We start from the raw sequence: 25,341 nt of genomic DNA on the forward strand, positions 1-25,341 counted from the left end.
CTTTACTCGTTACTGCTGCTTTCGCGTAAACAAGGCCATCATTTCCATGTGATGGGTGAAGGGGAACATTTCTGCTACGCCCGCTTTTTCCATTTCATAACCTCCGTCTATCAACACCTTCGCGTCTCTAGAAAACGTACTTGGGTTGCAAGAAACATACACTATCGTTTTTGGTAGTGCTTTTACAAGCGCATGACAAACGGTCAACGCCCCTTCTCTTGAGGGGTCTAGTAGTACCTTATCAAAGCCCAGCTGTAATGAAGCCTCGACGTTGGTCTTATCAGCCAAATCTAAATGCAGCCACTCTACATTTTCAATGCCCTGTTGCTGTGCATTGTCTTTGGCGCGGCGCACCATCTCTGCCACACCTTCTACCGCCTGAACCTTTGCACCTAACTTAGCAATAGGTAAAGTAAAATTGCCCAGCCCGCTAAACCAATCAGCGATACGTTCGCTGGGCTTTGGGTTTAGCCAACCTATTGCCTGATTAACCATTTTTTCGTTAACCACTTTATTAATTTGAATAAAGTCGTTAGCACTAGGTGAAATTGAGCAGCCATTTACCGTGTTCATCACCATATCAGTACCACGGCCCACACTGCGAATGTGCCCCTGCTTATTTTCAAGCTTTAATTCAATACCGTAGACACCAACTGATGAACTCGTGTTCACCAATTCGCTCACTGCATCAATAAGCTCAGCTTCAAGGGCTTTGGTGTGTTTAATAACAAGATGCGAGGTGTTGTCGCCTGCAATAAGGCTGATATGTCCAATATGACGCGCTGACTCGAACCCTGTAAGCGCTTCTCGTAAAGGGCCAATAAGTTTAGATAGCGGGTCGACCAGTATTGGGCAGGTTTCTACATTGATAACGTTACTGCTATTTGCTTCACGAAAGCCTAACTTAATTTGATTGGGGTTGCGGGCATCTATAGCCAGTCTTGCTTTCCTGCGATATTGAGGGCGCGGCCCTGCTAAAGGTGCTTGCCAAACATTTGGCTTCATTGCAAGGTGACGTTCCATCATCACTTTAAGAGCACGGTCACGTTGCTCAAGGGCAGCGTCAGGCTTTATGTGCTGTAGCTGACACCCACCACATGCATCAAACACAGGGCAAAAAGGCGCTTGTCTTTCATCACTTGGCGAATGAATGTTTGTCGCCCTGGCGTTAATGACTTTCTTTTTGCTAGATAGCACCTCTATGTCGCAGGTTTCTCCTACAAGGGCACCTTCAACAAATACCATCGGATTGCCGCGCACTACGCCATTGCCCATCCAGTCCAAATCTTCAATGGTGACCGTGTTAGGCTTTTGACTTTCACTGGTATCCGCTGCTTTTTTCCTTTTCCCAAATCGAAGTCCTGCGACCTGCGCGTTGGCTCTGGCATTCCCTTTTTTTGAAGCGCCACGCTCAGTAAGCGACGTTTTGCCTTTTTGCTTGCTACGAGATTGTTTAAAAAGGTTTGCCAAGTGTGACTCCGGTTACTTGCTTTACGTCGTTTGATGTTAGTAGAGGTTTTTGCGCGCGCTCACCAAATAGAAGTCGCCTGCGTGGGTTAGGGGCAGTTGCTCTATTCAGACTCTAGTATAACGGTGGCGACAGCATAATGCTGCTCATCTGAAATACTGACCACGCTTCGCGTGATACCTCGGTTTTTGCACATTGCAGCAAACTCGCCAGAAAAATGAAGCTCTGGCGCACCTAAATCGTTATTGCGCACTTCTATATGCTGCCAGCTGATCCCGTTTCCAATCCCTGTACCAAGGGCCTTCACTGCCGCTTCCTTGGCGGCAAAACGTTTGGCTAAGAAGCGGACTGGCGTACCGTGTTCGCTGAACTGCTGCCACTCGGCAGGCGTAAGCACTCGCTTGGCTAAGCGTTCATTAGCGCCATCGCCTTTACCAAGTCGCGCTATCTCTACAATGTCAGTACCTAGCCCTACAATCGCCACGTTATCTACACCCTTTTGAATCTAAGGTTAAATGCCCGCTCGTGCTTCTAGCATAAGTTTACGCATATCAGCTACAGCCGTATGAAGGCCATCAAACGCGGCGCGAGCAATGATAGCGTGGCCAATATTAAGTTCGATTAACTGAGGGATAGCCGCAATAGGCTTAACATTGTGATAGTGCAAGCCATGACCGGCGTTCACTTTAAGCCCTAAGCTATCGGCATACTCGATACCTTCAACTAAACGGGCTAGCTCTTTATGCTGCTCTTCTTCGCTGGTGGCTTCTGCATATTGGCCTGTATGAATTTCGATGTAAGGAGCGTTACATGCTGCTGCCGCGTCAATTTGCGCTTTGTCGGCATCAATGAACAACGACACCAAAATGTTCGCATTAGCGAGTCGCTCGCACGCCGCTTTGATGTTTTCAAAATTCCCTGCCACATCAAGACCACCTTCGGTAGTCAGCTCTTCGCGCTTTTCCGGTACTAAGCAACAAAAAACAGGCTTCACTTCTTCGGCAATGGCCAGCATTTCATCGGTTACCGCCATTTCCAAATTAAGTCGGGTATTAATGGTTTGCGCTAAAATGCGTACATCGCGGTCTTTAATGTGACGGCGGTCTTCACGTAAATGAACAGTAATGCCGTCTGCACCTGCACGCTCGGCAATATCCGCTGCGTGCACTGGATCTGGGTAATGCGTACCGCGCGCATTGCGCAGCGTTGCAATATGGTCGATGTTAACGCCTAATAAAATCGTGCTCATTTCACCACCTAACCTTTAAGAGCGATAGAAGAGGCCTGCTCTTCCTGTTTAATACGTTGCTTTAAGGGTAAAAATACCCTTTTAAGGAAAGTCGCAATTGTAGCAAATTTTTTTGTAGAACGTGCTTATTAAGCGTTTGAGTTAAGAGAAAATAATTTAATGCTATTACCGCGGTTTGGGCATAAAAAGCTCGCGGCTTTTAAGTGGCTTTTCACCAATTAGCGGCTTCAGCAAGTCCCGGCAAAGCACCTTAGCCACTTTTTTACTAAGCGGCGTAAATTCCCCCTGTGATAAACTAAGCAGCGCTTGTCCAGGAAAGCCTCGCATACCGCGGGGACCAGCCATATCGTCAGGCAGTCGCACGAACCCTGCGTCTATCTGAAAATGATAACTACCGGTTTCTTCTATGGGCAATTCGTACTCGACGTCGGTGGTGAAGTCGGGCAACAACCCCATTTCGTCAAGCAGTGCAAATTCGAATTGACGTAAGGTCACTTCTATGTCGCTATTATCACGAAGGGACAGCAGCGCATTTTCATAAGCATTGTGAACGCCATCGCTGGCAAGCCCTGCCGGCATAACGCGATTAGTTAGCTCGTTAACGTACATGGCGCAAAATAACGCCGTGCCCACAAGGTTGATGGAAGGCGAAACGCTTTCAACGTGACGTAAGTTTTTTAACTCTGACTTTCCGCTTAACTGTAAACGAAGATGCTGAAAAGGTTGAAGCAGGCTTTTTTTGTCAGATTTACTATTCTTCACCCCTTTCGCTACCGCACTAACACGCCCTTCTTCTAGGGTAAAAAAGTCAACAATATAGCTGGTCTCCCTGTAAGGGCGTCTATGCAGTACATAGGCATTTAACCATTCATTATTCATTGTTGCTCACTGTGTGTTAATTGTTGTCGAAGTTGTGCCTGTGGCAACGTTAATATCAGCTGCGCTTAATTCGTACCACTTTCATGGTTTCAAACTCAATGCCAGCCAGATCTTCAACGTGGCGATAGTAGGTTACGTTCACTCGCGCGCCTTTTAAGCTTTGGTATTGCTGTTTACGCCGATAGATAAAAGGGACATCAATACCTTCTAGCATAATGGTGTGGCGAATCCAGTCGCTGTCTTTCTCTTCTCGCTGAACGTGGGAAATCACTTTTGCATTGTCGGTTTGATTCAGCTGACTATGCTTATCCACCAGCTTTTGTCTTTCGCTTTTCACCTTTGCCCCTTCTTTCCACAACTTTACGCTTATTGCTCGTTAGGCTTACTGGCCATCCGTCTGCGTGTGAACTCGCTCCTGCTAACGCGCTTCTATTTGCTCTACAATAAGTTGCACGGTTTCCTGACCGCGAAATACGTTGATATCGAGCCGATAGGCAATATGCACGCGTTTGACCATGGCATTCGGCCATGATTTTAAATCAACGTTAAACGCAATAGCATCGACCTCGTTAGCACCGTCACTTTTTAACACCATTTTTAGGTGCTTTTGGCCAACTAAGCGCTGGTCAAGTAGTGCAAATTCACCATCGAATAGCGGTGATTCAAAGCCCTGACCAAACGGACCTGCTTGACGTAATAAATGCGCAAAGGGTAAACACAGCTCTTCCGACGACAAGTCACCGTCGGAAAATAAGGCATGATTACCATCAAGCTTTGCCATATGCGCACGCGCAATATTAACAAAAGCACGCTCGAAGTCTTGAAGCTTAGCTACGGGCAAGCTTAATCCAGCGGCCATGGCGTGCCCGCCAAATTTTTCGATAACGCCAGGGTAGCGCGTATTAACTTCATCAAGTACATCGCGAATGTGCACGCCAGGAATTGAGCGTGCAGAACCTTTAATGATCTCGTCGTCTTGATGGGCAAAAGCGATAACAGGCTTAAGGTACTTCTCTTTCAAACGCCCTGCTACAATACCAATAACCCCTTGGTGAAAGTCTTCGCGATAAACCACCAGTGCGCTTGGCATATCGCCTTCATTCAGCGCCATTTGCTCTAGTACGGTTTCCGCTTGTGCTTTCATGCCGGTCTCAATCTCACGGCGTTCTTTATTAAGCGCATCGAGTTCCGCAGCGATCATTCGCGCTTGAATGGTTTCATCTTCTAATAAGCACGCAATGCCTTGGGACATATCGTCTAATCGACCCGCGGCATTAAGCCTTGGCCCAACCACAAAGCCTAAGTCAGTTGAGGTTAAGTGAGCGCAATCGCGATTCGCTACTTCGACCAATGCTTTAATGCCAGGTCGACACTTACCTGCCCGAATCCGCTGAAGGCCTTGATGAACTAAAATTCGGTTGTTTTTATCAAGCACTACTACATCGGCCACGGTGCCAACCGCAACAATATCAAGTAGCGACGCTAGATTTGGTGGCGCTACTCCCGCTTTTTCAAAATGCCCTTGCTGCTGTAACTCGGCTTTAAGTGCTAGCATGATGTAAAAGGCAACGCCAACCCCAGCCAAATTTTTAGAAGGGAATTCACAGCCAGGTTGGTTAGGATTTACTATCGCATCAGCAGGAGGTAGAACATCGCCTGGCAAATGGTGATCGGTAACAACAACCTGCATTCCCAACGACTTTGCATGGGTTACACCGTCAATACAGGAAATGCCATTGTCCACTGTGACAATAACCTCTGCCCCCTGTTTGGCAGCTTCATCCACAATAGGCACGCTAAGTCCGTAACCGAAGTCAAAGCGGTTAGGTACAAGAAAATCAACGTTGTGATAGCCCATGGCTCGAAGCGCCAATATGCATACCGATGTACTGGTTGCTCCGTCGGCATCAAAATCGCCCACAATAATAATACGTTTATTTTGTACAACAGCATCAGCGAGAATTTGCGCGGCCTGCGGCATGCCCTTCAAGACATTGAAATGGGTTAGTCCTTTTAGACCATTCTCCAAGTCATCTAAATTCGCAATATTACGACCGCGATAAATTCTATCGATAACAGGATGTAAGTCGGAACTAAGCGAGGCGCCGGTAACCTCACGGCGAACAATAGGCAAAATCATGAAATACCACTAACCAAAACTGTAAATGCAGTTGTCGATGCCAGTTCAAATAGGCTTTAATTAAAAAGACTGGAGTCGGGACACTTGATAATTAGTGCAGATTCCAAGTAAACGCCCGTGTGAGCTGCAAAGCAAAACTGTACGAAAAAACGCTAGAAAATATGAGGACGAATCATACCGCAGAAAACAAAAAAACGCACAAAGCGTGCGTTTTTATCATATTTAAGGTTAAGGACTGAATGGCTATTCAGCTTCCTCCAATGCTTTAGCAAGCAACGCAGCTGGCTGATAACCAGGAATCAATGAACCGTCTGGCAGTACGATATTTGGCGTGCCATTCACGCCTAATTTTTGACCCAACATGTACTGCTCTGCCACTTTATTTTTACAGCTTGCGCTAGCTACGTCGTTACCCGCTTTAGCTTTAGTTAACGCTTTTTGCGGGTCTTTCGCACACCACACCGACACCATATCGTTGTAGTTTTCACTGTTTAACCCAGAACGTGGAAACGCAAGGTAGTGTACGGTGATGCCCGCATCGTTGAGTTCATCAATCTCGTTGTGAAATTTACGGCAATAGCCACACGTAATATCAGTAAATACGCTTATTTCATGCTTTTCATTTTTGGCCTTAAACGTAATAGACGATGATTCCATCTCTTTAACGCCTTCTTTGCGCAGCCCAGAAAGTGCCAGCTCTGTTTCGTTACGCATCTCTTCATCAATGTTAAAAACACGAGCCTGAAGCAGATACTGCCCGTTTTCACTTACGTAAAATAAACCGCGGTTTGTTGATACCTGAACCAGCCCTGATACTGGAGAGTCAGCAATAGTTTCTACATCTAACCCTAGCATTGAGGTTAATTTATCACGGATAGCCGCTTCATCAGCCGCTTGCGCACTAAGCCCTAATAGAGAACCTGCCGCAACTACACTGGCTAACAATACTTTCTTTACTGCTTTCACTAAATACTCTCCATTTTGCCATTTAAGTTCGCTTGTACTTACTGGCTTAACATGCAACTGCTTGAATCGGTATCTTTCCATTTAAAGCAATTGCTAAAAATTTTTACATTCATAACGTTCAGACCGTAAAACTTAGCAAAAAATTGCACGTTAAACGCTAATTTTCTTTTAACCTCAGTACATTTAACGTCAACATTTAAACTCAGTCACGTTAGAGCACTAACGGAAAATGTATTTTCTAAACGTTTTGCATGGCTCGTATCCTACCATAGACCTTTTTATTTTATATACGTCGTCACTGAGCCTCGTCGTATACAGCCCCCAATTTATAGCATTCTTTATTTGTATATTTAGCCAATTTAGCCACGTGGGTGATGACTGTGGATTAAAGTTTGAAGTCGCTCTGTCGCTACATGGGTGTATATTTGAGTCGTTGACAAATCGCTGTGCCCCAATAGCATTTGTACAACGCGTAAATCAGCACCGTGATTCAAAAGGTGTGTCGCAAAGGCATGGCGCAACGTGTGAGGAGAAAGGTGCTGCTCAATTCCCGCTTTCACCGCATAGTATTTAATGCGATGCCAAAATGTTTGACGCGTCATTTTCTGTCCACGCTTGCTCAGAAATACCACATCAGAAGCTTTACTGGCGAGTATCGGTCTTGCTGTTTTAATATAGGTCAGCAGCCATTCTATTGCATCTTCACCAAGGGGCACTAAGCGCTCTTTATTCCCTTTACCCACAACCCTAACTACGCCTTGCTGAAGGCTTATTTGATCCATTGTTAACCCAATAAGCTCACTTACACGAAGGCCGGTCGCGTAAAGCACTTCAAGCATGCTCTTGTCCCGACATTCAATAGGGTCGTCGGTAAGGGGGGCATTTAGCAAATCTTCAACTTGTTGTTCACTGAGTGAAGAAGGCAAAGCTTTGGGTGTTTTGGGGTTTGATAGCGCGGACACCGGGCTGTCTACACGTACTTGCTTACTAATTAGGAATACGAAAAACGCCCGGATAGCGCTAAGCGCACGTTGGGTGCTGCGTGTGGACAGCCCCTTGTCGTGACGGTAGGCTAAATAATCCTGAAGCTGCTCAGTGGTCAGCACAGCGATATCTTTTACGCCTTGATTGTTGCTGAAGATAGCAAGCTTAGTAAGGTCGGTGCGATAGCTCTGCTGAGTATGATCAGACAGTCCTTTCTCAAGCCAAAGCATCTCGATGAAACCATCGATATGCGCCTGACTCGCTGCCGGCACATAAGTTAACTCACGTTGAGTTTTTGCCATCTAAAAGCCACGCTTTTGCTTAATCAGCTCGTAGGCTGATTGAATATCTTGCGCTTTCTTTTTCGCAATTTCCATTGCCTGTTCAGGTAGCCCTTTAGACACCAGCTTATCGGGGTGATGCTCAGACATGCGCTTCCTGTAGGCACGCTTTATTGTCTTTTCATCGTCGGATGCCGCCACACCTAATATGTGATAGGCATCATCTAAACTTTGCTGTTCTGAATAGGCTGATTGGCTGTGCTGACGTTGACCTGAATGAGTGCGTTGTCCCGAGCCAGAGTTAGACCGCTGCCTAAAGCGTATTTCAGCTTCATACATTGAAATTAGATAATCTAAATCACGACGCCTAAAGCCTAGTGGCTTCGCTACTTTTTCAAGTACGTTGTATTCTTCCTGTGAAAGCTGACCGTCGGCGAAAGCGGCTTGAATAAGAATCTCTAAGAATACTTGAAGAATATCCCGTCTACCGTGGCTGGCGTCGTAAAAACCTTTCAACGTATCGACTAAAGGAAAGTCTCGCGCTTTGCCTTCTCTAAATGCATCCTGAGCTTCACGACGGGCATCCCCAGTTAAACGCATCTCGTCCATTAATGCTGTGGCGATTTGAATTTCTCTGTCCGTTACTTTGCCGTCAGACTTAGCAAGATGGCCTAACGCACTAAACAAACTATGAAAGAAAATAGCTTGCTGCTTCAGATTGTCCTGATCGGTAAAAAAGCGCCCAAAGCCACCTAGCTGATTGAAGTCTTGGCGATAGGCTTTATCAAAAAAGTGCCCGACTAACAGCCCTAAGATCGCCCCAGGTATTTTAAGAAACATAAAGCCGAACAAGGCGCCGAGGATTTTTCCCCAAATTGACATCGCGTCATACTCCGTTGGTGCACTGTTTAGAAAGTTGATGTTACTGTAGTGAAATCACGCCGTGCAGAGCGCGTTATACCAATCATCATATCAAATACATAAGTTAATTAACTAGGGCTTGTGCAGCTTGAAATCAAGCTTACTGCCACTAATTGCCTCCGTCTTTGATGTGTTGTGCATATAAAAGTGCATTTTTTTGTCTGAATGGTTGGTAATTACGACAGAAGTGCTTAGAATTGAGCGCTTATATGAATAGTAATAGCGAGTGAAAGCTACATTAACTCTTTACCAAGAAGTAATGTGCATTATCACTGTTTTTTTAAACGTTATGTCGAACTAACCGAGACGGACGTCGTCTTACTTGGGTTTAAAAGCAACATACAACAAAACAGGCCGCCCATTAACGCATGAAAAACACCTGCGCCATGCTTGTTTCCGCGACTCTTTTGCCTACAGTCGCGTTTGCACAGGAAACGACAGCTTCAAATTCTAAACCAACGTCAAATGCAGCCCCTCTTGCATTCTGCTCAGTCGAACCTGTTACTTTCAGTAGCCAGGCATTAATGCCCAAAGGCCACGTTAAAGTTGAAGCTAACCGTACTGAAATTATCCAAGATACCGTAGCGCTGTTTTCTGGTAATGTTGATATCACGTCAGATACTGCGGTAATTAGTGCATCTCAAGCACAAATTAACGGAAGTGGCAGAGACCTTATTGCGAAAGGCGACGTAACGTATCAAGACTCGCAGTTAAAAGTAGAAAGTGATGCTGTGACCCTTCGCTCTGAAGAAGAGCGCTTAGAAATGCAAAATACCCGCTATCAGCTGACGGGTTTTGTGGGTCAAGGAGCCGCAAAAGATATTGTATTAGATACAGACACGGGAATTGTGCTCAAAGAAGTTAGCTTCACTACGTGTCCTGAAGGCGATGAAGACTGGCTAATACGCGCCAGTGAAATTAGTTTGGAAAAAGGGACCGTATGGGGCCAAGCCAAACACACACGCTTCTACATTGCCGATGTTCCAGTGTTTTATTTACCGTATTTTGCGTTCCCTGTTAGCAACGAGCGCCAAACGGGCTTATTGTTTCCAGAGTTAACTAGTTCAAGCAGAACGGGCGTCGACTATACGCAGCCTTTTTACTGGAATATTGCCCCCAACTATGACATGACCATCTCACCGCGATTGATGACCCTTCGCGGTCTTCAGCTGAATACTGAGTTCCGTTATCTAACGGAGCGTAGCCAAGGCAAAGCGTACGTGGAGTACTTGCCGAGCGACTCAGATATTAGTGGGAACCCTGACCGATATTTTTATCGCTTGGAGCATCAAGGGCTTATAGCTGACAACTGGTTACTAAACGTTGATTTCAACGGATTAAGTGACGACAACTATTTAGTTGACCTTGGTTCAGATTATTATAGTCGCGCTGACACCCACCTATATCGTAGCGTTGGATTAAGTTACTACTCGCAAAATCTATCCGTAAATATGCAGATAAAAGATTTTGAAGTACTGGGTAATACTGCAGATAGCTATCGCGCCGTACCTGAGATCAAAATCAACTACAACAAAGCGTTAGGTGAATATCTAGAGTTCAACCTAGACTCAGAAGTCGCACACTTTGACAATACTCTCGATACCGCTCCAACGGCTACTCGTTTTCACGTTGCACCTACTTTAGCGGTGCCGCTCCGCGCAGCATGGGGTGAACTTGTCGCAGAAACCACGCTTTTTCAAACGGTTTATCAACAAGACAATGTTGAAGGAACTGACTTAAAAGAAGATGTTGAACGCACATTAGGACAAGCTCGCCTTTATGGCGCGTTATATTTTGAAAGGGATAAATCGTGGTTCAGCGACGATATGTCGATGACTTTAGAGCCAAAGATTCAATATCTTTATACATCGTATGAAGACCAAACTGCGATTGGATTCTATGACTCAACGCCGCTGTTAACCGACGTTGAAGGATTGTTTAGAGGTCAGGAATTTACTGGCCTTGATAGAATAAGCGATAACAACCAAATCACCCTTGGCGCGACCACACGCATGTTGGATAAAAACAATCGGGAACAATTTGTTCTTAGTGTGGGTCAGATATTCTACCTTGAAGATAACAAAGTCATTGCGGCAACCAAGAATCAAGATCGTTCAGCGCTCGCCGCTGAAGTGGATTGGCGCTTTAATAAAAACTGGTTCTTCCATTCTGATGTGCAAGTGACCACTGACACAGACAAAGTTGACTTAAGCAGCGTGGGTATTGAATACCGCAAAGATGATTCGCGCTTTATTCAATTAAGTCATCGCTATGTTCGCGATCTCAGTGGTGAAACCATAGATCAAATTGGTATTTCGGCAAGCTGGCCTATTTCTGAAAATTGGCAGTGGGTTGGCCGTACTTACCGAGATCTTGAACGCAATAGAAGTGTAGAAACCTATGCAGGTATCCAGTATGAATCATGCTGTTGGGCGGTGCGATTAGTTGCGCAGCGCAGTCTGAACAACCGTTACAATGCTAGCGGCGAACAGACAACAGACGATTTTGATTCTGGAATATCGCTACAATTTATTTTCAAAGGCATCGGGTCATCTGGTACCCAAAGAAGCATGCTTCAAGACGGTATGTTTGGCTATCGTCAGCCTTATAGTTTAAATTAACCCGCAGTTGAGCGCTTACAGCGCTTAAATGCAATCAACCAATAATAAAAGAGTGTGTATGAAGTTCATTATCCGTGCATTGATGTTAGGTGCCCTACTCTCGTTTAACAGTGTTGCGCAAGAGGTCATGCTTGACCGCGTGGCCGTAATTGTTGACCAAGGTGTTGTGCTTGAAAGCGAAATTGATGCCCTTGTACAAGACGTTAAACGCAACGCAGAAGCTAATAATCAACAGCTACCGTCAGATCGTGCGCTTCGTACACAGGCCATTGAGCGTTTAATCACTAAGAGCCTTCAGCTTCAAATGGCAGAGCGTATGGGTATTCGCATTAGCGATCCACAGTTAGAGCAAACCATTAGCAACATTGCAGCGAATCAAAATGCAACGATTGAAGAACTTCGTGCCCAATTAGCGGCAGAAGGTATTGCATACGATGATTACCGCGAAGACATTCGCGAAGAAGTTATCATGGGTGAAGTTCGCCGTGCTAACGTACGTCGCCGTGTTTATATTACACCTCAAGAAATTGAAACCTTGATTGACCTGATGGAACAGCAAGGCGCTACTCAAGCTGAATATCGCTTAGGTCACATTCTTATTGGTTTCCCGCCAGAGCCTACAGATGAAGATATTCAATCGGCACGTGAGCGTGCAGACAAAGTCATTTCACTATTAGAGTCAGGCTCTGATTTTGCTAAAATCGCCATTGCGTCATCATCAGGTAACGAAGCGCTCGAAGGCGGTGACATGGGCTGGCTTAACATTAACGCCATGCCGACGCTTTTTGCTGAAGCTATTCAAAACAAAGACAAAGATGCTCTTGTTGGACCTATTCGAAGCGGTGCAGGCTTTCATATCCTAAAAGTATTAGATACGCGCGGTATTGAGAAAGTCACGGTGGAAGAAGTAAACTCTCGCCACATTCTTGTTAAGCCGTCAATCATTCTTAGCGAAGACAAAGCTAAAGCCATGCTAAACCGCTTCAAGGAAGAGGTGAAAAATGGTGAAGCTGATTTTGCAGAGCTAGCTAAAGAGCATTCAGAAGATCCTGGTTCAGCCCTTCGCGGTGGCGAGCTTGGCTGGTCGGATCCAAATAATTACGTGCCTGAGTTTAAAGACGCACTTGCACAGCTTGAGCCTGGAGAATTTAGTGAACCTGTTCGTACCGTGCACGGCTGGCATTTAATTCAGCTTATTGAACGTCGTATTGATGACGCTACCGATAAGCGCAAAGAAGATAAAGCTTACCAGCTTATCTTCAACCGTAAATTTTCAGAGGAAACCGAGAACTGGTTACGTGAGATGCGTGATGCTGCTTACGTAGAAGTTGTCGACTCGTAACAATAAGTTATTCATGAGTACACCAATTAAAATAGCAATAACGCCGGGAGAACCGGCAGGTATCGGGCCAGATTTGATCATAAAACTGGCCCAAGAAACATGGCAAGCGCAGCTTGTCGTGTTTGCCGATGGCGAAATGCTCAAAGCACGAGCAAGCGCCTTGGGGCTGCCATTAACGCTAATCGATTACGATGCCACTAACCCGCAAATTCAAGATGCGGGTTCGTTGTTTATAAAGCAAATAGATAAATCCGTTGACGTTATGCCAGGCGAGCTTGATAGCGAAAACGGGTTATACGTAGTAGAAACTCTGCGCCAGGCGTGTCAGGCAAATATGGATGGCGACTTCGACGCCGTCGTTACCGGCCCCGTACACAAAGGCATTATCAACAAAGCAGGGGTATCATTCAGCGGTCATACTGAGTTTTTTGCGTATCAGTCCAATACCATTGATGTGGTTATGCTTCTGGCAACTGAAGGTCTTAATGTAGCGCTTGCCACCACGCATATTCCCCTTGAGTATGTAGCGAAAGCTATCACCCGAGAGCGTCTTCATAAGGTCATTCATATCATCAACACCGACCTTAAATTGAAGTTTGGCGTTAAAGAACCTCACATTTATGTGTGTGGCTTGAACCCTCACGCGGGTGAAGATGGTCACATTGGCACTGAAGAAATTCATACCATCATTCCGGCGCTTAACGAACTAAGAGAAGAAGGCTTAAAGATCACAGGCCCTCTACCTGCAGACACCATATTTCAACCCAAATATCTGGAAAATGCTGACGTAGTGCTGGCTATGTATCACGACCAAGGCTTACCCGTGCTAAAATATAAGGGTTTTGGGGCTTCAGTGAATATCACGCTAGGGTTACCTTTCGTTCGTACATCGGTAGATCACGGTACTGCATTAGACTTAGCAGGAACAGGTGAAGCCGACGCCGGTAGTTTCAGAAAAGCATTGGAAAAAGCCATCGAGCTTGCACATCATCAACAATGAGTAAAACACACTTAGGCCATACGGCCAGAAAGCGATTCGGACAAAACTTCCTTCACGATGATTACGTGATAGGCAAGATTGTTGCGGCCATCGCGCCAAAAAATGAACAAAACCTGGTAGAAATTGGACCCGGTTTAGGCGCATTAACAGATCCTGTTTGTGAAGAAGTAGATGCACTCACAGTCATTGAGCTAGACAGAGATCTTGCTAAGCGATTGAGACACCATCCATTTAACGGCAATAAGCTTACGGTTATTGAACAAGATGCAATGACCATGGACTTTGGCGCCCTTTCTAAAGAAATGCCAGTCAAAGACAAAAAGCTTCGCGTATTTGGTAACTTGCCCTACAACATTTCGACACCACTTATGTTTCATCTTTTTGATCATGCTCACTGCATAGAAGATATGCATTTTATGCTTCAAAAAGAAGTGGTAAACCGCTTGGCAGCAGGACCAGGTTCTAAGAATTACGGCAGGCTTTCCGTTATGGCGCAGTATTACTGCCACGTCATTCCGGTACTCAATGTTCCGCCGGGTGCCTTTAAGCCACCCCCGAAGGTTGATTCTGCAGTAGTGAAGCTAGTGCCGCATCAGGCTCCGCCAGTAGACGTTGAGTCTGTAAATACGCTTGAGCGCGTTTGTGCGCAAGCGTTCAACCAGCGCCGAAAAACCATTCGCAACTCGCTGAAAGACAGTTTAAGTGAAGAGGAGATCCGTGAGCTAGGTATCGATCCTACCTCTCGCGCAGAAGTATTATCACTTAACGATTTTGCCACAATAGCAAACGCTGTGTCGGCAAAAGAGCACCAACAAGAGCAGTAAGTTCTCTATGGATGTACTTGATATTAAGGTGCGGGTGAAAACCCGTCACCTTCCCGACCACCTTCCGTCAGATTCAAAGCAATTTGCCTTCGCGTACCACATTACGATTGAGAACAATAGCGACCATACGGTGCAATTACTCAGTCGCTACTGGAAAATTACCGATGCAAATGGCAAGACATCAGAAGTTGAAGGTGATGGGGTTGTAGGCAAGCAACCTATCATGAAAGCGGGCGAGCATTTTGACTATACCAGTGGCGCTGTCATTGACACACCGGTTGGGAATATGGAAGGCTACTATGTAATGGAATTAGAGAGCGGCGAGCGTTTTCGCGTTCCTATCGACGTTTTCCGATTAGCCATTCCAAGTATTCTTCATTAAGGTTTCTATGTCGCAAGGTAACACGTACGTCATTGGTGATATACAAGGCTGTTACGATGGTCTTCGTCGCGCGTTAGATAAAGTAAAATTCGACGAAGAAAATGATACGCTACTCGCAGTAGGTGATTTAGTTGCTCGAGGAGAAGATTCTTTGAGCACATTGCGCTTTTTAAAGTCTCTCGGCAGCCAGTTTAGCAGTGTTTTAGGAAACCACGACCTTCACTTACTTGCCGTTGTAAACGGCATCCGCAAAGCAAAAAAATCCGACAAATTAGAGCCTCTACTTAATGCTTCAGACTTGGCCGAACTTATTGACTGGTTACGTCAGTTCCCGTTGGCAATGAAGTTAGATGAGCAATCAGTAATGGTGCATGCTGGACTCTATCCTAAATGGTCTATCGATGAGTGCGTTTCACTTAGTGACGAAGTTAGCAACATCCTAAAATCCGACAATTACGCCGCTTTTCTTTCAGAAATGTATGGTAATAAACCCAACAACTGGTCAGATAAACTTAAGGGTGATGAGCGACTGCGTTTTATTGTGAATGCGTGTACGCGCATGCGTTTTGTTCATACAGATGGCACACTCGATTTTGATAACAAATCTCATCCCAGCGCAGTATCCCACAGCACTAGTAGCACGTTAAAACCATGGTTTGAAGTAGAGAATAAAAAGCTAGGTGACGATCAACGAGTGGTATTTGGGCATTGGGCAGCTCTGTCGGGCCAAACAAACAGTCATCAATTTATCGGCTTAGATACAGGCTATGTTTGGGGGCAAAGCATGACTTTGCTAAACCTGAACTCCGCTTCGCTTGTGAGTGTTTCTGCCTAAAACCAGAGTTTACTGGCTCCGCAATTATCCAATTCGCACCTGTTTACGTGTATAATTTGACGCACCAACTGGTATTACCAGTTAAACTTTCTACACGTAAGTGCTAAATAAAATAAACATTAAGTTATTGTAGCCGATACACTTACTTACGATAGTAACGATAATGTCTCATTATCTACTCAGTAATTGAACAAACTAGCTTCTTTAATCGCTATATTTTGTTTGCTGAGACGGGTAATATCGTTAGGGATAAAAATAAAAAACACTCATCCAGGAGTTCCGATGAAAATAACGGTAGCCACACGCGTAATCGGGGGATTTGTAGCGATTAGCGCACTTCTGATCGTCATTAGTGTTGTTTCACTTTATAACCTCAACTCAATAGGCTCAGCAACGGAAGAAGTAAATGACGTTGCATTACCCACGGTAGCAGGCAGCAATGCACTTAAAGCCAGCTTTCTCAATATGGGCCGACTTACCTTCGAGAGCTACATCGAAGAAGATCTAAATGGCTTAAAAGACAAGCGAGCGTCTTTTAACTCTGCCAAAGACACCTTTGAGAGTGAATATAAGAAACTGGCGCAGGCCGTTAATAACGAGCCTGAACTAAAGAGCACGCTGAATACTGTACGTGAGTCATATGAAGCATATATCACCAATGTTGAAGCGATGTACAAAAATCACCAAATGTATCTTGATATACGCAACACAATTCAAGACAGACTGGGTGACGCTGAAGACAACGCAGACGATGCATCTACCTACCTTCTAGACTTCTCAGACTTAGATGCTGTTCAGCGCGACCCTAACCTACGACGTGCGGCAGAAATCGGCAGTCAACTTGAGACGTCGCTGCTTTCTTTGCTAACGGTTTCATACGAGTACATTAAAACAGAGACACTGGTTCGTTCACAGACGCTAGGCAACGAAGTTGATTTGGTTGTCGAGAAAGTGGTCACGCAATTAAGCGACATGATGCAAACTGCGGGCGGCCGCGATGATTCTGGTACTCTTGATGATATTAACGACTTGGTTAACAACGCAATCAATGCGATTAAAGCTAACGATGGCGTGGTTCAGCTTCATGTTGATCGTCTAGAGCGCAGAAATGATGCTGAAAAAGCGCTTAACGCTTCAGACTCAAATATCGCGCAAGCGGTTGTCGCTCTAGAGAACCTGCTCAATCTTGCAGACAAGAAAGCGTCACATGTAGAAAGTCAGGTTAACGGCGCCATTGCGACGGGCAACACGTTCGTTATTGTGGTTGTTATTATCTCGATTGCAGTAGCAGCATTTATTGGCTACGTGACCGTTCGCGCAATCACACGTCCGCTTTATCGTGTAAATGAACTTCTGACGGTGGCTTCATCGGGTGACCTTACTCACCGTCTAGACGATTCGGCGCAAGACGAATTTGGTCTTTTAGCCCGAAACTGCAATACGCTAATTGGAAACCTGAAGGAGCTCATTACAGCCATTAACGTTCGTGCTGAACAGCTGGCAGCCGCCTCAGAACAAACGTCTGCAGTGACGGCGCAAACGACGCATTCAATTCAGGATCAGAAATCACAAATTGGCCAAGTAGCAACAGCAACCACAGAAATGCACTCTACGTCGCAGCTGGTTGTGCAAAACGCTGAAGATACACTAAGTCAAATTCGCCATGCGGATGCTGAGGCTGAGAACGTGCGCCAAATCTCACTAGAGAATAAGAACACCATTGAGATCTTATCTCGTGACGTTCAAGAAGCGGCAGACGTTATCAATAAGCTTCATCAAGACAGCGCAAGCATTGGTGGCATCTTAGACGTTATCCGTGGTGTTGCAGATCAAACCAACCTGCTCGCCTTGAATGCTGCTATTGAGGCAGCGCGTGCCGGTGAACAAGGTCGAGGCTTTGCGGTTGTTGCTGATGAAGTGAGAACCCTTGCCAGCCGAACTCAAGAATCGACACAAGAAATCAACGCTATGATTGAAGTGCTTCAAGCGGGTGCTGAAAAAGCGGTATCGGTGATGAATCAAGGTAAAGAGCAAACTGCGGCGTGTGTGGCACAAACTGAAAAGGCTACACAGGCGTTGGATATCATCTCAGACGCCGTTCACAAAGCCCATGACGTGAGCTCTCAAATTGAGCAGTCTGCCCGTGAACAGAATACGGTATCACAAGAGATCAGCGAAAAGCTTGAAACTATTGTGGGTATCGCTGAAGAGACGACAGCTGGAGCACAGCAAACGTCTGAGTCTAGCCATGAAGTGGCTCGACTTGCTGAAGAGTTACAACAGTCTATCAGACAGTTTAAAGTGTAACGCTTTTTACAAACCTGTTTTAAGAAGGGGCTTTTAGCCCCTTTTTTGTGTCTAACAATTAATCTGGCACACTTTAGGAATGCATAGATAGTTACTTTAGAACAGTTTAACTGAGCATTAATCGGCTTTAATTCGTATAAGGACTATTCGTAACAAACCACTAAAAAAGAATGATATTTTCCCGTTTTCGCTTGCCTCTTTTCATTACTACTTTATTGGTGTCAACAATGATCCAGGCTGAGCCATCATATTACAAAGATACAGAAACCCTTCCCTATTCCATTATCGAGACCCTTGATGAAGATATTGAAGTGAGGCATTACAATGAAGCGTTAGGCGTAATGTCTAGTGGGAATGAAGATAACGGAGCATTTCAGCTACTCTTTAATTATATCTCTGGTGAGAATACATCCAGTAGCAATGTGTCAATGACGTCCCCCGTAGAAGTTGGAAAGCGCTCTCAAGAAATTGCAATGACCTCTCCTGTCGAAGTCTCATCTTCAGAAACAATGATGTTTTTCTTGCCCAGCAAATATGACATTAAAAGCGCTCCAATGCCTACGCACAAAGATGTATCGCTGGTTACTGTACCAGCAAGAACGGTAGCCGCTATTCGTTATTCAGGTTTCAACAAGGACAGCGATAAGAAGCAGTATACGAATAAACTGCTTAAAGCCCTTAGGGATAATAATATTGAGCTTGATGGTGAACCTAGCTATATGGGCTACGACTCGCCTTTCACCCTACCGTGGAATAAACGTCACGAAATCATTGTACCGGTCGACATCTTGAAATCATCTACAAACTGATGTGAAATAAAAACGGCCGCCTTTAAGGCGACCGTTTTTTTGGGGTCATTCAGCACAGTAGGTGCTTATTCAAATAACGCCGTGTGAAGCTTGCGAACCACGTCGTCACTGTCGGTCTCGTTAACCAAGAACGATAGGTTGTGCGGGTTGGCGCCAAAGCAAATCATACGCAGGTTGAAATCTGAAACCGCAGCTAAAATCTTGCTAGAAACACCAACAGCGGTTTGCATGTTGTTACCTACAACCGTGACAAGGTCGTAACCTTTTTCTACTTTCACATCACAGATAGTTTCAAGTTCGGCAATGGTTTCTTTGTTTAGTCGCTGAGCCACAGAGTTTGCAGGGTTATCAAGGGTAAAAGATACCGAGATTTCTGACGTGGTAACCAAATCAACACTTAGCTTGTGCTTAGCGATGATGGCAAATACCTGCTGTAGGAAGCCTTGCGCATACATCATCTTCGGTGTTTTCACTGTCACCATTACCTGCTCTTTACGGCGAGTAATAGCGCGATACGGTGGTTCGTGCTCACAATCACGCACAATCCAAGTACCGCCCTTTTCTGGCTCCTTACTAGAGCCTACAAACACCTTTATGTCCTTGCGAAGCGCAGGCTCCATAGTGGCAGGATGTAGTACCTTGGCACCAAAGGTGGCCATTTCCGCCGCTTCTTCAAAGCTGAGCTCAGGTAACGGATGAGCAGCTGGCGTGATGCGCGGGTCAGTTGTGTACACCCCTGTTACATCAGTCCAAATCTCACACGATTCGGCATCAAGCGCTTCAGCAAGTAGCGCCGCCGTAAAATCTGAACCACCACGACCTAGCGTTGTAGTACGGCCTTCCTCGTCAGCACCAACAAAGCCTTGAGTAACCACTATCGCGTCTTTAATTTCAGGTGCCAGCAATTGTTTAGACAGCTTTTCGATTTCTTCGATTTGTGGCGCACCTTCTCCAAACTCACTGTCCGTACGTAACACCTTACGTACGTCAAAGTTCATGGTTTTTACGCCCTGCTCTGCAAGCACTGAAGAGAACATCAGCGATGACATCCGCTCACCCATTGAAAGCAGCTGATCTTTTAAATCATCACGGTGAAGGATTTCTTCATGAAACGCTAAGCTTCGCATTTCATCTAACAAGTCGTTGAGTTTTGGCTCAACCGCGTCTTTATCTTTCAACTTGTTAAGAATGGCAAGCTCAATATTAATAATGGCCTGACAGGTCTCTTCAATTTGCTGTTGCGTCATAGGTGTGTGCGCTAAGCTTACTAGGTGATTGGTTACACCTGCCGCAGCGCTCACTACCACAATGCGCGTTTTGTCATTACCGGCAACAATTCGGGCGCAGTTTTGCATTACTTCGTAATTCGCAACGCTAGTTCCACCGAACTTAGCTATCGATAAGGCATTTGTCACTATATTTAACTCCAGAATAAAACTAGCATTTCGCTAGCAGCAACCGCGCCTTTTGCGCGGTTAATCAATCGTTATTTGGTCGCCTACTTTTATATTATTCTCGGCAAACCACCCTTGGTTCATTTCCAACGCGTAAAGTACCTCTTTCGATGATCCGACCGACTCCAAACTATGTGGAGTGAGAGGTTTTATATCCGTTATTACGCCTTTTCTGTCGATAAATGCTACGTCTAGAGGAACAAAGGTATTTTTCATCCACATGCCCGCAAACTTTGGGCTAGAAAACTTAAAAAACATACCGCAGTCTTCGCACAAGGCTTTGCGAAACATAAGGCCCTGTGCGCGTTGTTCAAAGGTTTTGGCATACTCAACTTCATAGTGCTTGCCGCCAATCTCAAGTGTAATGGATTCAAAGTCCACTGAATTCAGCGACGATACAGGGTCAACCTGCGCTTTTGCACACCCTAAGGTTAATACAAGTGCAGCAACAATAAAGAAAGATTTTCCCATTAGACATTCCTTTTCGCCATAAAAAAAGCCGGTCACCTTAACGGTCACCGGCTTTGTAGTTTATACACTATTTTAAGCAACATTCAATGTTGGAATAATGCGCGCTTTTGCTTCTTCCTCAGCCTTTTTAAAGCTAGGCATTTTGTCGAAGTTTAAGTAGCGGAATACTTCACCCGACATTGCGTTAATTTTGCTAGCGTATTCCATGTACTCTACAGCAGTTGGAATGCGCCCAACAATGGCCCCCACTGCAGCAAGCTCTGCTGAGGTCAAATATACATTCGCCCCATCGCCCAGGCGGTTAGGGAAGTTACGAGTAGACGTTGAAAGTACGGTTGCTCCCGCATCCACCCGTGCTTGGTTACCCATACATAGTGAGCAACCGGGCATTTCTGTACGTACGCCTACGCGACCATAAATGTTGTAATAGCCCTCTTCCATTAATTGGGCTTTGTCCATCTTAGTCGGTGGTGACATCCATAAACGGGTTGGCAGTGTTTTGTTGTACTGCTCAAGTAGCTTACCGGCTGCACGGAAGTGACCAATGTTTGTCATACATGAACCAATGAAGACCTCGTCTACCTTATCGCCTGCAACGTCAGATAAGGTTTTCGCATCGTCAGGATCATTAGGGCAGCACACAATTGGCTCTTTAATATCGTTAAGGTCAATTTCGATTACCTCAGCGTACTCAGCATCTGCATCGGCGCGCATCAACTCTGGGTTAGCTAACCATTCTTCCATTTTCTGCGCGCGACGCTCTAGCGTACGAGGGTCGCCATAACCTTCGTTAATCATCCAGCGTAGCATGGTAATGTTTGAACGCAGGTATTCAGCAATCGACGCTTCAGATAGATTGATAGTACAACCGGCTGCTGAACGCTCCGCCGACGCGTCAGAAAGCTCGAACGCCTGTTCTACGGTTAAGTTCTCTAGCCCTTCGATTTCTAAAATACGGCCTGAGAAGGCGTTGATCTTACCTTTTTTCTCGACCGTTAATAGGCCTTGTTTGATGGCGTACAGCGGAATGGCGTGTACTAGGTCGCGTAGTGTAATGCCCGGCTGCATTTCACCCTTAAATCGCACCAGTACAGACTCGGGCATATCTAGCGGCATAACGCCAGTAGCCGCAGCGAACGCGACTAGGCCAGAACCCGCAGGAAATGAAATACCTAATGGGAAACGAGTATGCGAGTCACCACCCGTGCCTACCGTATCTGGCAGCAGCATGCGGTTTAACCAGCTGTGAATAATGCCGTCACCAGGACGCAGCGATACACCACCGCGATTCATTATAAAATCAGGTAGCGTGTGTTGCGTTTCTATATCCACCGGCTTTGGATAAGCGGCAGTGTGACAGAATGATTGCATGGTTAAATCGGCAGTAAAGCCAAGACAAGCTAGATCTTTGAGTTCATCGCGAGTCATAGGGCCTGTAGTATCTTGTGAACCCACGGTAGTCATTTTAGGTTCGCAGTAGGTGCCTGGACGAATACCGTCAACACCGCACGCCTTACCCACCATTTTCTGCGCTAGCGAGAAACCCGCTCCACTGTCTTTTGGCTGTTCAGGCGTACGAAATAAGTCCGTTGGGCCTAAACCTAGTGTCTCACGCGCCTTCTCGGTAAGGCCACGACCAATAATCAGATTGATACGTCCACCTGCGCGCACTTCATCCAGAATCACTTTCGACTTATAGCTGTATTCAGCGAGAAGTTCACCGGTTTCGTGGTTGGTGATTTTGCCTTCAAACGGATAGATGTCTATCACATCACCCATGTTCATTTTTTCCACATCGGCTTCAAACACCAATGCACCGGCATCTTCCATAGTGTTAAAGAAGATAGGCGCGACTTTTGAACCAATGCACACACCACCGCCTCGTTTATTAGGCACACCCGGTAAGTCTTCACCAAAGAACCACAATACAGAGTTAGTTGCCGACTTGCGTGACGAGCCGGTTCCAACTACATCACCAACGAAAGCAACAGGATAGCCCTTACTTTTAACTTGTTCTATTTGCGCCATTGGGCCTTTTACACCAGGCTCTTCTGGCTCTAAACCTTCGCGGGGCATTTTGTAAGCTGCCAGGGCGTGCAGAGGAATATCTGGACGAGACCATGCGTCAGGGGCTGGCGACAAATCATCAGTGTTCGTTTCACCTGTTACTTTAAACACGGTGTAAGTGATTTTATCGTCCATTAACTTGCGCGACGTGAACCACTCACCTTCAGCCCAAGATTTAATGATGTCAGTGGCATGCTCGTTACCCGCTTTGTGCTTTTCTTCCACATCGTGATAAGCATCAAACATTAAAAGGGTATGTTTCAGCTCCTTCGCTGCCAGCGGCGCAAGCGCTTTATCATCAAGTAGCTCCACTAAAGTGGCAATGTTGTAGCCTCCGTGCATATTTCCTAGCAGTTCAACGGCTTTCTCTTTAGAGATAAGCTCACAACTGTCTTCACCTTTTGCGATTGCACTTAAAAACCCCGCTTTAACGTAAGCTGCCTCATCAACCCCAGGCGGTACACGTTCTGACAGCAATTCTAAAAGAAAGTCCCCTTCGCCTGCTGGCGGGTTCTTTAATAAATCAACCAGGCCAGCTACCTGTTCAGCGTTAAGCGGTTTAGGTGGAATATTTTGAGCGGCACGTTCTTCAACGTGATTGCGATAGTCTTGTAACACAGTCTCTTCCTCTAGGTTAGCTTGCGCAATGGGAGTAAACGGTCTTGTACGCACTTGACGCAAGGTGTGTTTAATAAATCATCAATAGTATAACTTCACGGGCTCATTTTTTAAATTTCGCGCCCTTTTAATTCACTTATAATCGCTATTCATACTATTACTTTTAAACGGCAAAAGCGATTAAAAAGAAATAAGCAAAGTCACTTTAGCAATTAACATGTAGTAAAGTTATAGGGCTTTATGACTTAAAGACAAGGGGTTAGCTGTATACGATGCTTCTTCAATTAAAGCAAACCGTAAACGATTAATACCAGTAAGTGAGAGGCAGTTCATTGTGACTATACTGGCAGTAAGTAAGTGTTATTTGGGCAAGTCTGTCTGAGGTCTAATGCGAAGATAGCTTGCAAACTTTGGCTTTCCATTTTTCGTCAAACCGTAGTACTTAAAGGTTACCCAGCTACCGATAGCGGGCGGAGATTGGCGCTCATTTTCTGAAAAGCCCGTTCCTAATTTAAATTGAATGCCTTCTCGCGTTTCTACAAGAAGCGAGCCCATCATTCCCTTAAATCGTCCTTTTCCCGGAAGCAGTGCCAGTACTTTCCCTTCTGCATCTTCAAAGCGTTTTACTTTGAGTAACTTGTCACTTCGCCCGGATGTGTACAGCGCTTGTTCATGATGAAGCATTAACCCTTCTCCGCCTTCCTGGGTTACTTGCTCCAGCTTTTCATCAAGTGAAGCAATAGACGTAAGCTTAAATTGAGGGATAACTGCAAACGTTGGATTGGGTGTAGATTTACTTAGGCTGTTAAGCATGTTGAGTCGCCGACCAAAGGGCTCACCCATCATAGGCATGTCAAAGGCCATAAATCTAACTTTGGCCCAGCGTTTTGCAGATAGAGAATTTGCTGCGGCAATAGTGTCTGCTGAAGACACTGTGCTAGATGAAGCGTTAGCGACAGAATGCGGCTCGATGTTTGTCAGCGTTGAAAGCACAATAGAAGCCGTACGTTCAAACTCCCCTCTTCCTATCCAAAGTTCACCGTCAATAGTGGTTTCTGGCCAGTTAGCGGTGAACCATGTTGGCGCGAATATCTTGTTCCCATTACGGGTCAGTAATTCAGTACCGTTCCATCTTGCGCGAATACCGTCTAGCTTCTCACTAACCCAATAGTCAGCTACGTTAATATCAGTGCGACTTTGATCGTATTGCTTAGCAAGCTGCAGCCCCTCGACAGTATCGAGCATGTGATTAGCATTAACGTTAGCAATGGCGGTGATTGAAAGTACACATACAGCAGTCAAAAAGTTTCGCATCGGCTCTTCCTATAACGTGTTAACCTTTGCTTGCTTTAACGCTTTTAATAGAGAAGCAAAAACAAAGAAGGCAGAGTAAATTACTCTGCCTTCTTCGTTTTTATAACTGTACGTAGGAAGGTTTTTTCGCTTAATCGAAACGGCTCTAGTCGGTAATAATATCAATAGCTGAGATCAGCACGTCTTCGGCAAACGCTTCACCTGCCGTTCTTTCTTTATCACGTCGCAGTTTGTAAGTTTCCAAGCAAGCGTTTTTGTCTATTAATATAAACCTGATAGCCATCGTGCTCAGACGAACCAAGTGGTCTTCTGGCATCAGTTCATTGATATATACCGTTTCAAACTCGTATTGTTGTGGGGACTTTGGGGTTAGCATGGTGAACACTCCGAATTTCACTATGCCTATTAG

At 45.5% G+C, this 25,341-nt stretch carries 22 protein-coding genes; 8 read left to right on the plus strand and 14 right to left on the minus strand.

Annotation, left to right across the window (positions count from 1 at the left end):
- Positions 1-9: 9 nt before the first annotated feature.
- The 9 genes from rlmD to djlA all read right to left on the minus strand — a co-directional run bounded on the left by rlmD (position 10) and on the right by djlA (position 8,849).
- Entirely contained in the window at positions 10-1,470 is a 1,461-nt protein-coding gene (gene rlmD, locus MHM99_RS07115; protein ID WP_239218730.1) for a 23S rRNA (uracil(1939)-C(5))-methyltransferase RlmD, read from the minus strand.
- Between the two features lie 101 nt (positions 1,471-1,571).
- On the minus strand, positions 1,572-1,952 hold the full coding sequence (gene acpS, locus MHM99_RS07120) for a holo-ACP synthase (protein ID WP_187447194.1): 381 nt from the start codon (positions 1,950-1,952) through the stop codon (positions 1,572-1,574).
- A gap of 27 nt (positions 1,953-1,979) precedes the next feature.
- Positions 1,980-2,717, minus strand: coding sequence for a pyridoxine 5'-phosphate synthase (gene pdxJ, locus MHM99_RS07125; protein ID WP_014975702.1), 738 nt, complete (start codon positions 2,715-2,717; stop codon positions 1,980-1,982).
- 165 nt (positions 2,718-2,882) lie between these two features.
- Entirely contained in the window at positions 2,883-3,596 is a 714-nt protein-coding gene (gene recO / locus MHM99_RS07130; RefSeq protein ID WP_061094242.1) for a DNA repair protein RecO, read from the minus strand.
- 55 nt (positions 3,597-3,651) lie between these two features.
- Positions 3,652-3,933 (minus strand): hypothetical protein, encoded by a 282-nt coding sequence (locus MHM99_RS07135; protein ID WP_014978360.1) that lies wholly within the window; start codon positions 3,931-3,933, stop codon positions 3,652-3,654.
- Positions 3,934-4,014: 81 nt separating this feature from the next.
- A complete protein-coding gene (gene recJ / locus MHM99_RS07140) occupies positions 4,015-5,736 on the minus strand; it encodes a single-stranded-DNA-specific exonuclease RecJ (protein ID WP_081099331.1) in 1,722 nt (573 codons plus the stop codon).
- Positions 5,737-5,979: 243 nt separating this feature from the next.
- On the minus strand, positions 5,980-6,783 hold the full coding sequence (gene dsbC, locus MHM99_RS07145) for a bifunctional protein-disulfide isomerase/oxidoreductase DsbC (RefSeq protein WP_069943767.1): 804 nt from the start codon (positions 6,781-6,783) through the stop codon (positions 5,980-5,982).
- 278 nt (positions 6,784-7,061) lie between these two features.
- On the minus strand, positions 7,062-7,988 hold the full coding sequence (gene xerD, locus MHM99_RS07150; protein WP_014975697.1) for a site-specific tyrosine recombinase XerD: 927 nt from the start codon (positions 7,986-7,988) through the stop codon (positions 7,062-7,064).
- The gene (gene djlA, locus MHM99_RS07155) at positions 7,989-8,849 is read right to left on the minus strand and encodes a co-chaperone DjlA (protein WP_014948312.1); all 861 of its coding nucleotides are present in this window, start codon (positions 8,847-8,849) and stop codon (positions 7,989-7,991) included.
- 407 nt (positions 8,850-9,256) lie between these two features.
- Here djlA and lptD point away from each other — a divergent pair, with 407 nt between their 5' ends.
- The 8 genes from lptD (at position 9,257) to MHM99_RS07195 (ending at position 19,008) form a co-directional block, all read left to right on the plus strand.
- Positions 9,257-11,509, plus strand: a complete 2,253-nt coding sequence (gene lptD / locus MHM99_RS07160; RefSeq protein WP_239218732.1) for an LPS assembly protein LptD — start codon at positions 9,257-9,259, stop codon at positions 11,507-11,509.
- 28 nt (positions 11,510-11,537) lie between these two features.
- Positions 11,538-12,851, plus strand: coding sequence for a peptidylprolyl isomerase SurA (surA, locus tag MHM99_RS07165; RefSeq protein ID WP_258312597.1), 1,314 nt, complete (start codon positions 11,538-11,540; stop codon positions 12,849-12,851).
- A gap of 13 nt (positions 12,852-12,864) precedes the next feature.
- Positions 12,865-13,851 (plus strand): 4-hydroxythreonine-4-phosphate dehydrogenase PdxA, encoded by a 987-nt coding sequence (pdxA, locus tag MHM99_RS07170; RefSeq protein WP_239218734.1) that lies wholly within the window; start codon positions 12,865-12,867, stop codon positions 13,849-13,851.
- Complete coding sequence (gene rsmA / locus MHM99_RS07175) at positions 13,848-14,675, plus strand: 16S rRNA (adenine(1518)-N(6)/adenine(1519)-N(6))-dimethyltransferase RsmA (protein WP_014948308.1); 828 nt, start codon at positions 13,848-13,850, stop codon at positions 14,673-14,675. The genes pdxA and rsmA overlap by 4 nt, the downstream gene beginning before the upstream one ends.
- A 7-nt stretch (positions 14,676-14,682) precedes the next feature.
- The gene (gene apaG / locus MHM99_RS07180; protein WP_014948307.1) at positions 14,683-15,057 is read left to right on the plus strand and encodes a Co2+/Mg2+ efflux protein ApaG; all 375 of its coding nucleotides are present in this window, start codon (positions 14,683-14,685) and stop codon (positions 15,055-15,057) included.
- Between the two features lie 7 nt (positions 15,058-15,064).
- The gene (locus MHM99_RS07185) at positions 15,065-15,892 is read left to right on the plus strand and encodes a symmetrical bis(5'-nucleosyl)-tetraphosphatase (protein ID WP_156085947.1); all 828 of its coding nucleotides are present in this window, start codon (positions 15,065-15,067) and stop codon (positions 15,890-15,892) included.
- A 282-nt stretch (positions 15,893-16,174) separates the two neighbouring features.
- Complete coding sequence (locus tag MHM99_RS07190) at positions 16,175-18,199, plus strand: methyl-accepting chemotaxis protein (protein WP_014948305.1); 2,025 nt, start codon at positions 16,175-16,177, stop codon at positions 18,197-18,199.
- Positions 18,200-18,426: 227 nt separating this feature from the next.
- Entirely contained in the window at positions 18,427-19,008 is a 582-nt protein-coding gene (locus tag MHM99_RS07195; RefSeq protein ID WP_061096321.1) for a heme-binding protein, read from the plus strand.
- A 65-nt stretch (positions 19,009-19,073) separates the two neighbouring features.
- On the opposite strand, the gene lysC is transcribed toward MHM99_RS07195, so the two are convergent.
- The 5 genes from lysC to MHM99_RS07220 form a co-directional block, all read right to left on the minus strand.
- Positions 19,074-20,423 carry a lysine-sensitive aspartokinase 3 gene (lysC, locus tag MHM99_RS07200; RefSeq protein ID WP_014948303.1) on the minus strand — a complete coding sequence of 450 codons (1,350 nt, stop codon included), beginning with the start codon at positions 20,421-20,423 and terminating at the stop codon, positions 19,074-19,076.
- Between the two features lie 60 nt (positions 20,424-20,483).
- Complete coding sequence (locus MHM99_RS07205) at positions 20,484-20,933, minus strand: DUF192 domain-containing protein (protein WP_014948302.1); 450 nt, start codon at positions 20,931-20,933, stop codon at positions 20,484-20,486.
- A gap of 72 nt (positions 20,934-21,005) precedes the next feature.
- On the minus strand, positions 21,006-23,618 hold the full coding sequence (gene acnB / locus MHM99_RS07210) for a bifunctional aconitate hydratase 2/2-methylisocitrate dehydratase (protein ID WP_239218736.1): 2,613 nt from the start codon (positions 23,616-23,618) through the stop codon (positions 21,006-21,008).
- Positions 23,619-23,978: 360 nt separating this feature from the next.
- On the minus strand, positions 23,979-24,932 hold the full coding sequence (locus tag MHM99_RS07215; protein WP_187446185.1) for a DNA ligase: 954 nt from the start codon (positions 24,930-24,932) through the stop codon (positions 23,979-23,981).
- 145 nt (positions 24,933-25,077) lie between these two features.
- Positions 25,078-25,308 (minus strand): hypothetical protein, encoded by a 231-nt coding sequence (locus tag MHM99_RS07220; RefSeq protein ID WP_239218738.1) that lies wholly within the window; start codon positions 25,306-25,308, stop codon positions 25,078-25,080.
- Between the last annotated feature and the right edge of the window lie 33 nt (positions 25,309-25,341).

The organism is Alteromonas sp. MmMcT2-2 (assembly GCF_022348305.1).
Classification (GTDB): domain Bacteria; phylum Pseudomonadota; class Gammaproteobacteria; order Enterobacterales; family Alteromonadaceae; genus Alteromonas; species Alteromonas macleodii.

Bases quoted from the DNA above. Each gene is read 5' to 3' on its own strand.
- pdxJ (WP_014975702.1), bottom strand. From the start codon at position 2,717: ATGAGCACGATTTTATTAGGCGTTAACATCGACCATATTGCAACGCTG.
- recO (WP_061094242.1), bottom strand. From the start codon at position 3,596: ATGAATAATGAATGGTTAAATGCCTATGTACTGCATAGACGCCCTTAC.
- recJ (WP_081099331.1), bottom strand. From the start codon at position 5,736: ATGATTTTGCCTATTGTTCGCCGTGAGGTTACCGGCGCCTCGCTTAGT.
- dsbC (WP_069943767.1), bottom strand. From the start codon at position 6,783: ATGGAAAGATACCGATTCAAGCAGTTGCATGTTAAGCCAGTAAGTACA.
- xerD (WP_014975697.1), bottom strand. From the start codon at position 7,988: ATGGCAAAAACTCAACGTGAGTTAACTTATGTGCCGGCAGCGAGTCAG.
- djlA (WP_014948312.1), bottom strand. From the start codon at position 8,849: ATGTCAATTTGGGGAAAAATCCTCGGCGCCTTGTTCGGCTTTATGTTT.
- lptD (WP_239218732.1), top strand. From the start codon at position 9,257: ATGAAAAACACCTGCGCCATGCTTGTTTCCGCGACTCTTTTGCCTACA.
- surA (WP_258312597.1), top strand. From the start codon at position 11,538: ATGCAATCAACCAATAATAAAAGAGTGTGTATGAAGTTCATTATCCGT.
- pdxA (WP_239218734.1), top strand. From the start codon at position 12,865: ATGAGTACACCAATTAAAATAGCAATAACGCCGGGAGAACCGGCAGGT.
- rsmA (WP_014948308.1), top strand. From the start codon at position 13,848: ATGAGTAAAACACACTTAGGCCATACGGCCAGAAAGCGATTCGGACAA.
- apaG (WP_014948307.1), top strand. From the start codon at position 14,683: ATGGATGTACTTGATATTAAGGTGCGGGTGAAAACCCGTCACCTTCCC.
- MHM99_RS07185 (WP_156085947.1), top strand. From the start codon at position 15,065: ATGTCGCAAGGTAACACGTACGTCATTGGTGATATACAAGGCTGTTAC.
- MHM99_RS07190 (WP_014948305.1), top strand. From the start codon at position 16,175: ATGAAAATAACGGTAGCCACACGCGTAATCGGGGGATTTGTAGCGATT.
- MHM99_RS07195 (WP_061096321.1), top strand. From the start codon at position 18,427: ATGATCCAGGCTGAGCCATCATATTACAAAGATACAGAAACCCTTCCC.
- MHM99_RS07205 (WP_014948302.1), bottom strand. From the start codon at position 20,933: ATGGGAAAATCTTTCTTTATTGTTGCTGCACTTGTATTAACCTTAGGG.
- MHM99_RS07215 (WP_187446185.1), bottom strand. From the start codon at position 24,932: ATGCGAAACTTTTTGACTGCTGTATGTGTACTTTCAATCACCGCCATT.
- MHM99_RS07220 (WP_239218738.1), bottom strand. From the start codon at position 25,308: ATGCTAACCCCAAAGTCCCCACAACAATACGAGTTTGAAACGGTATAT.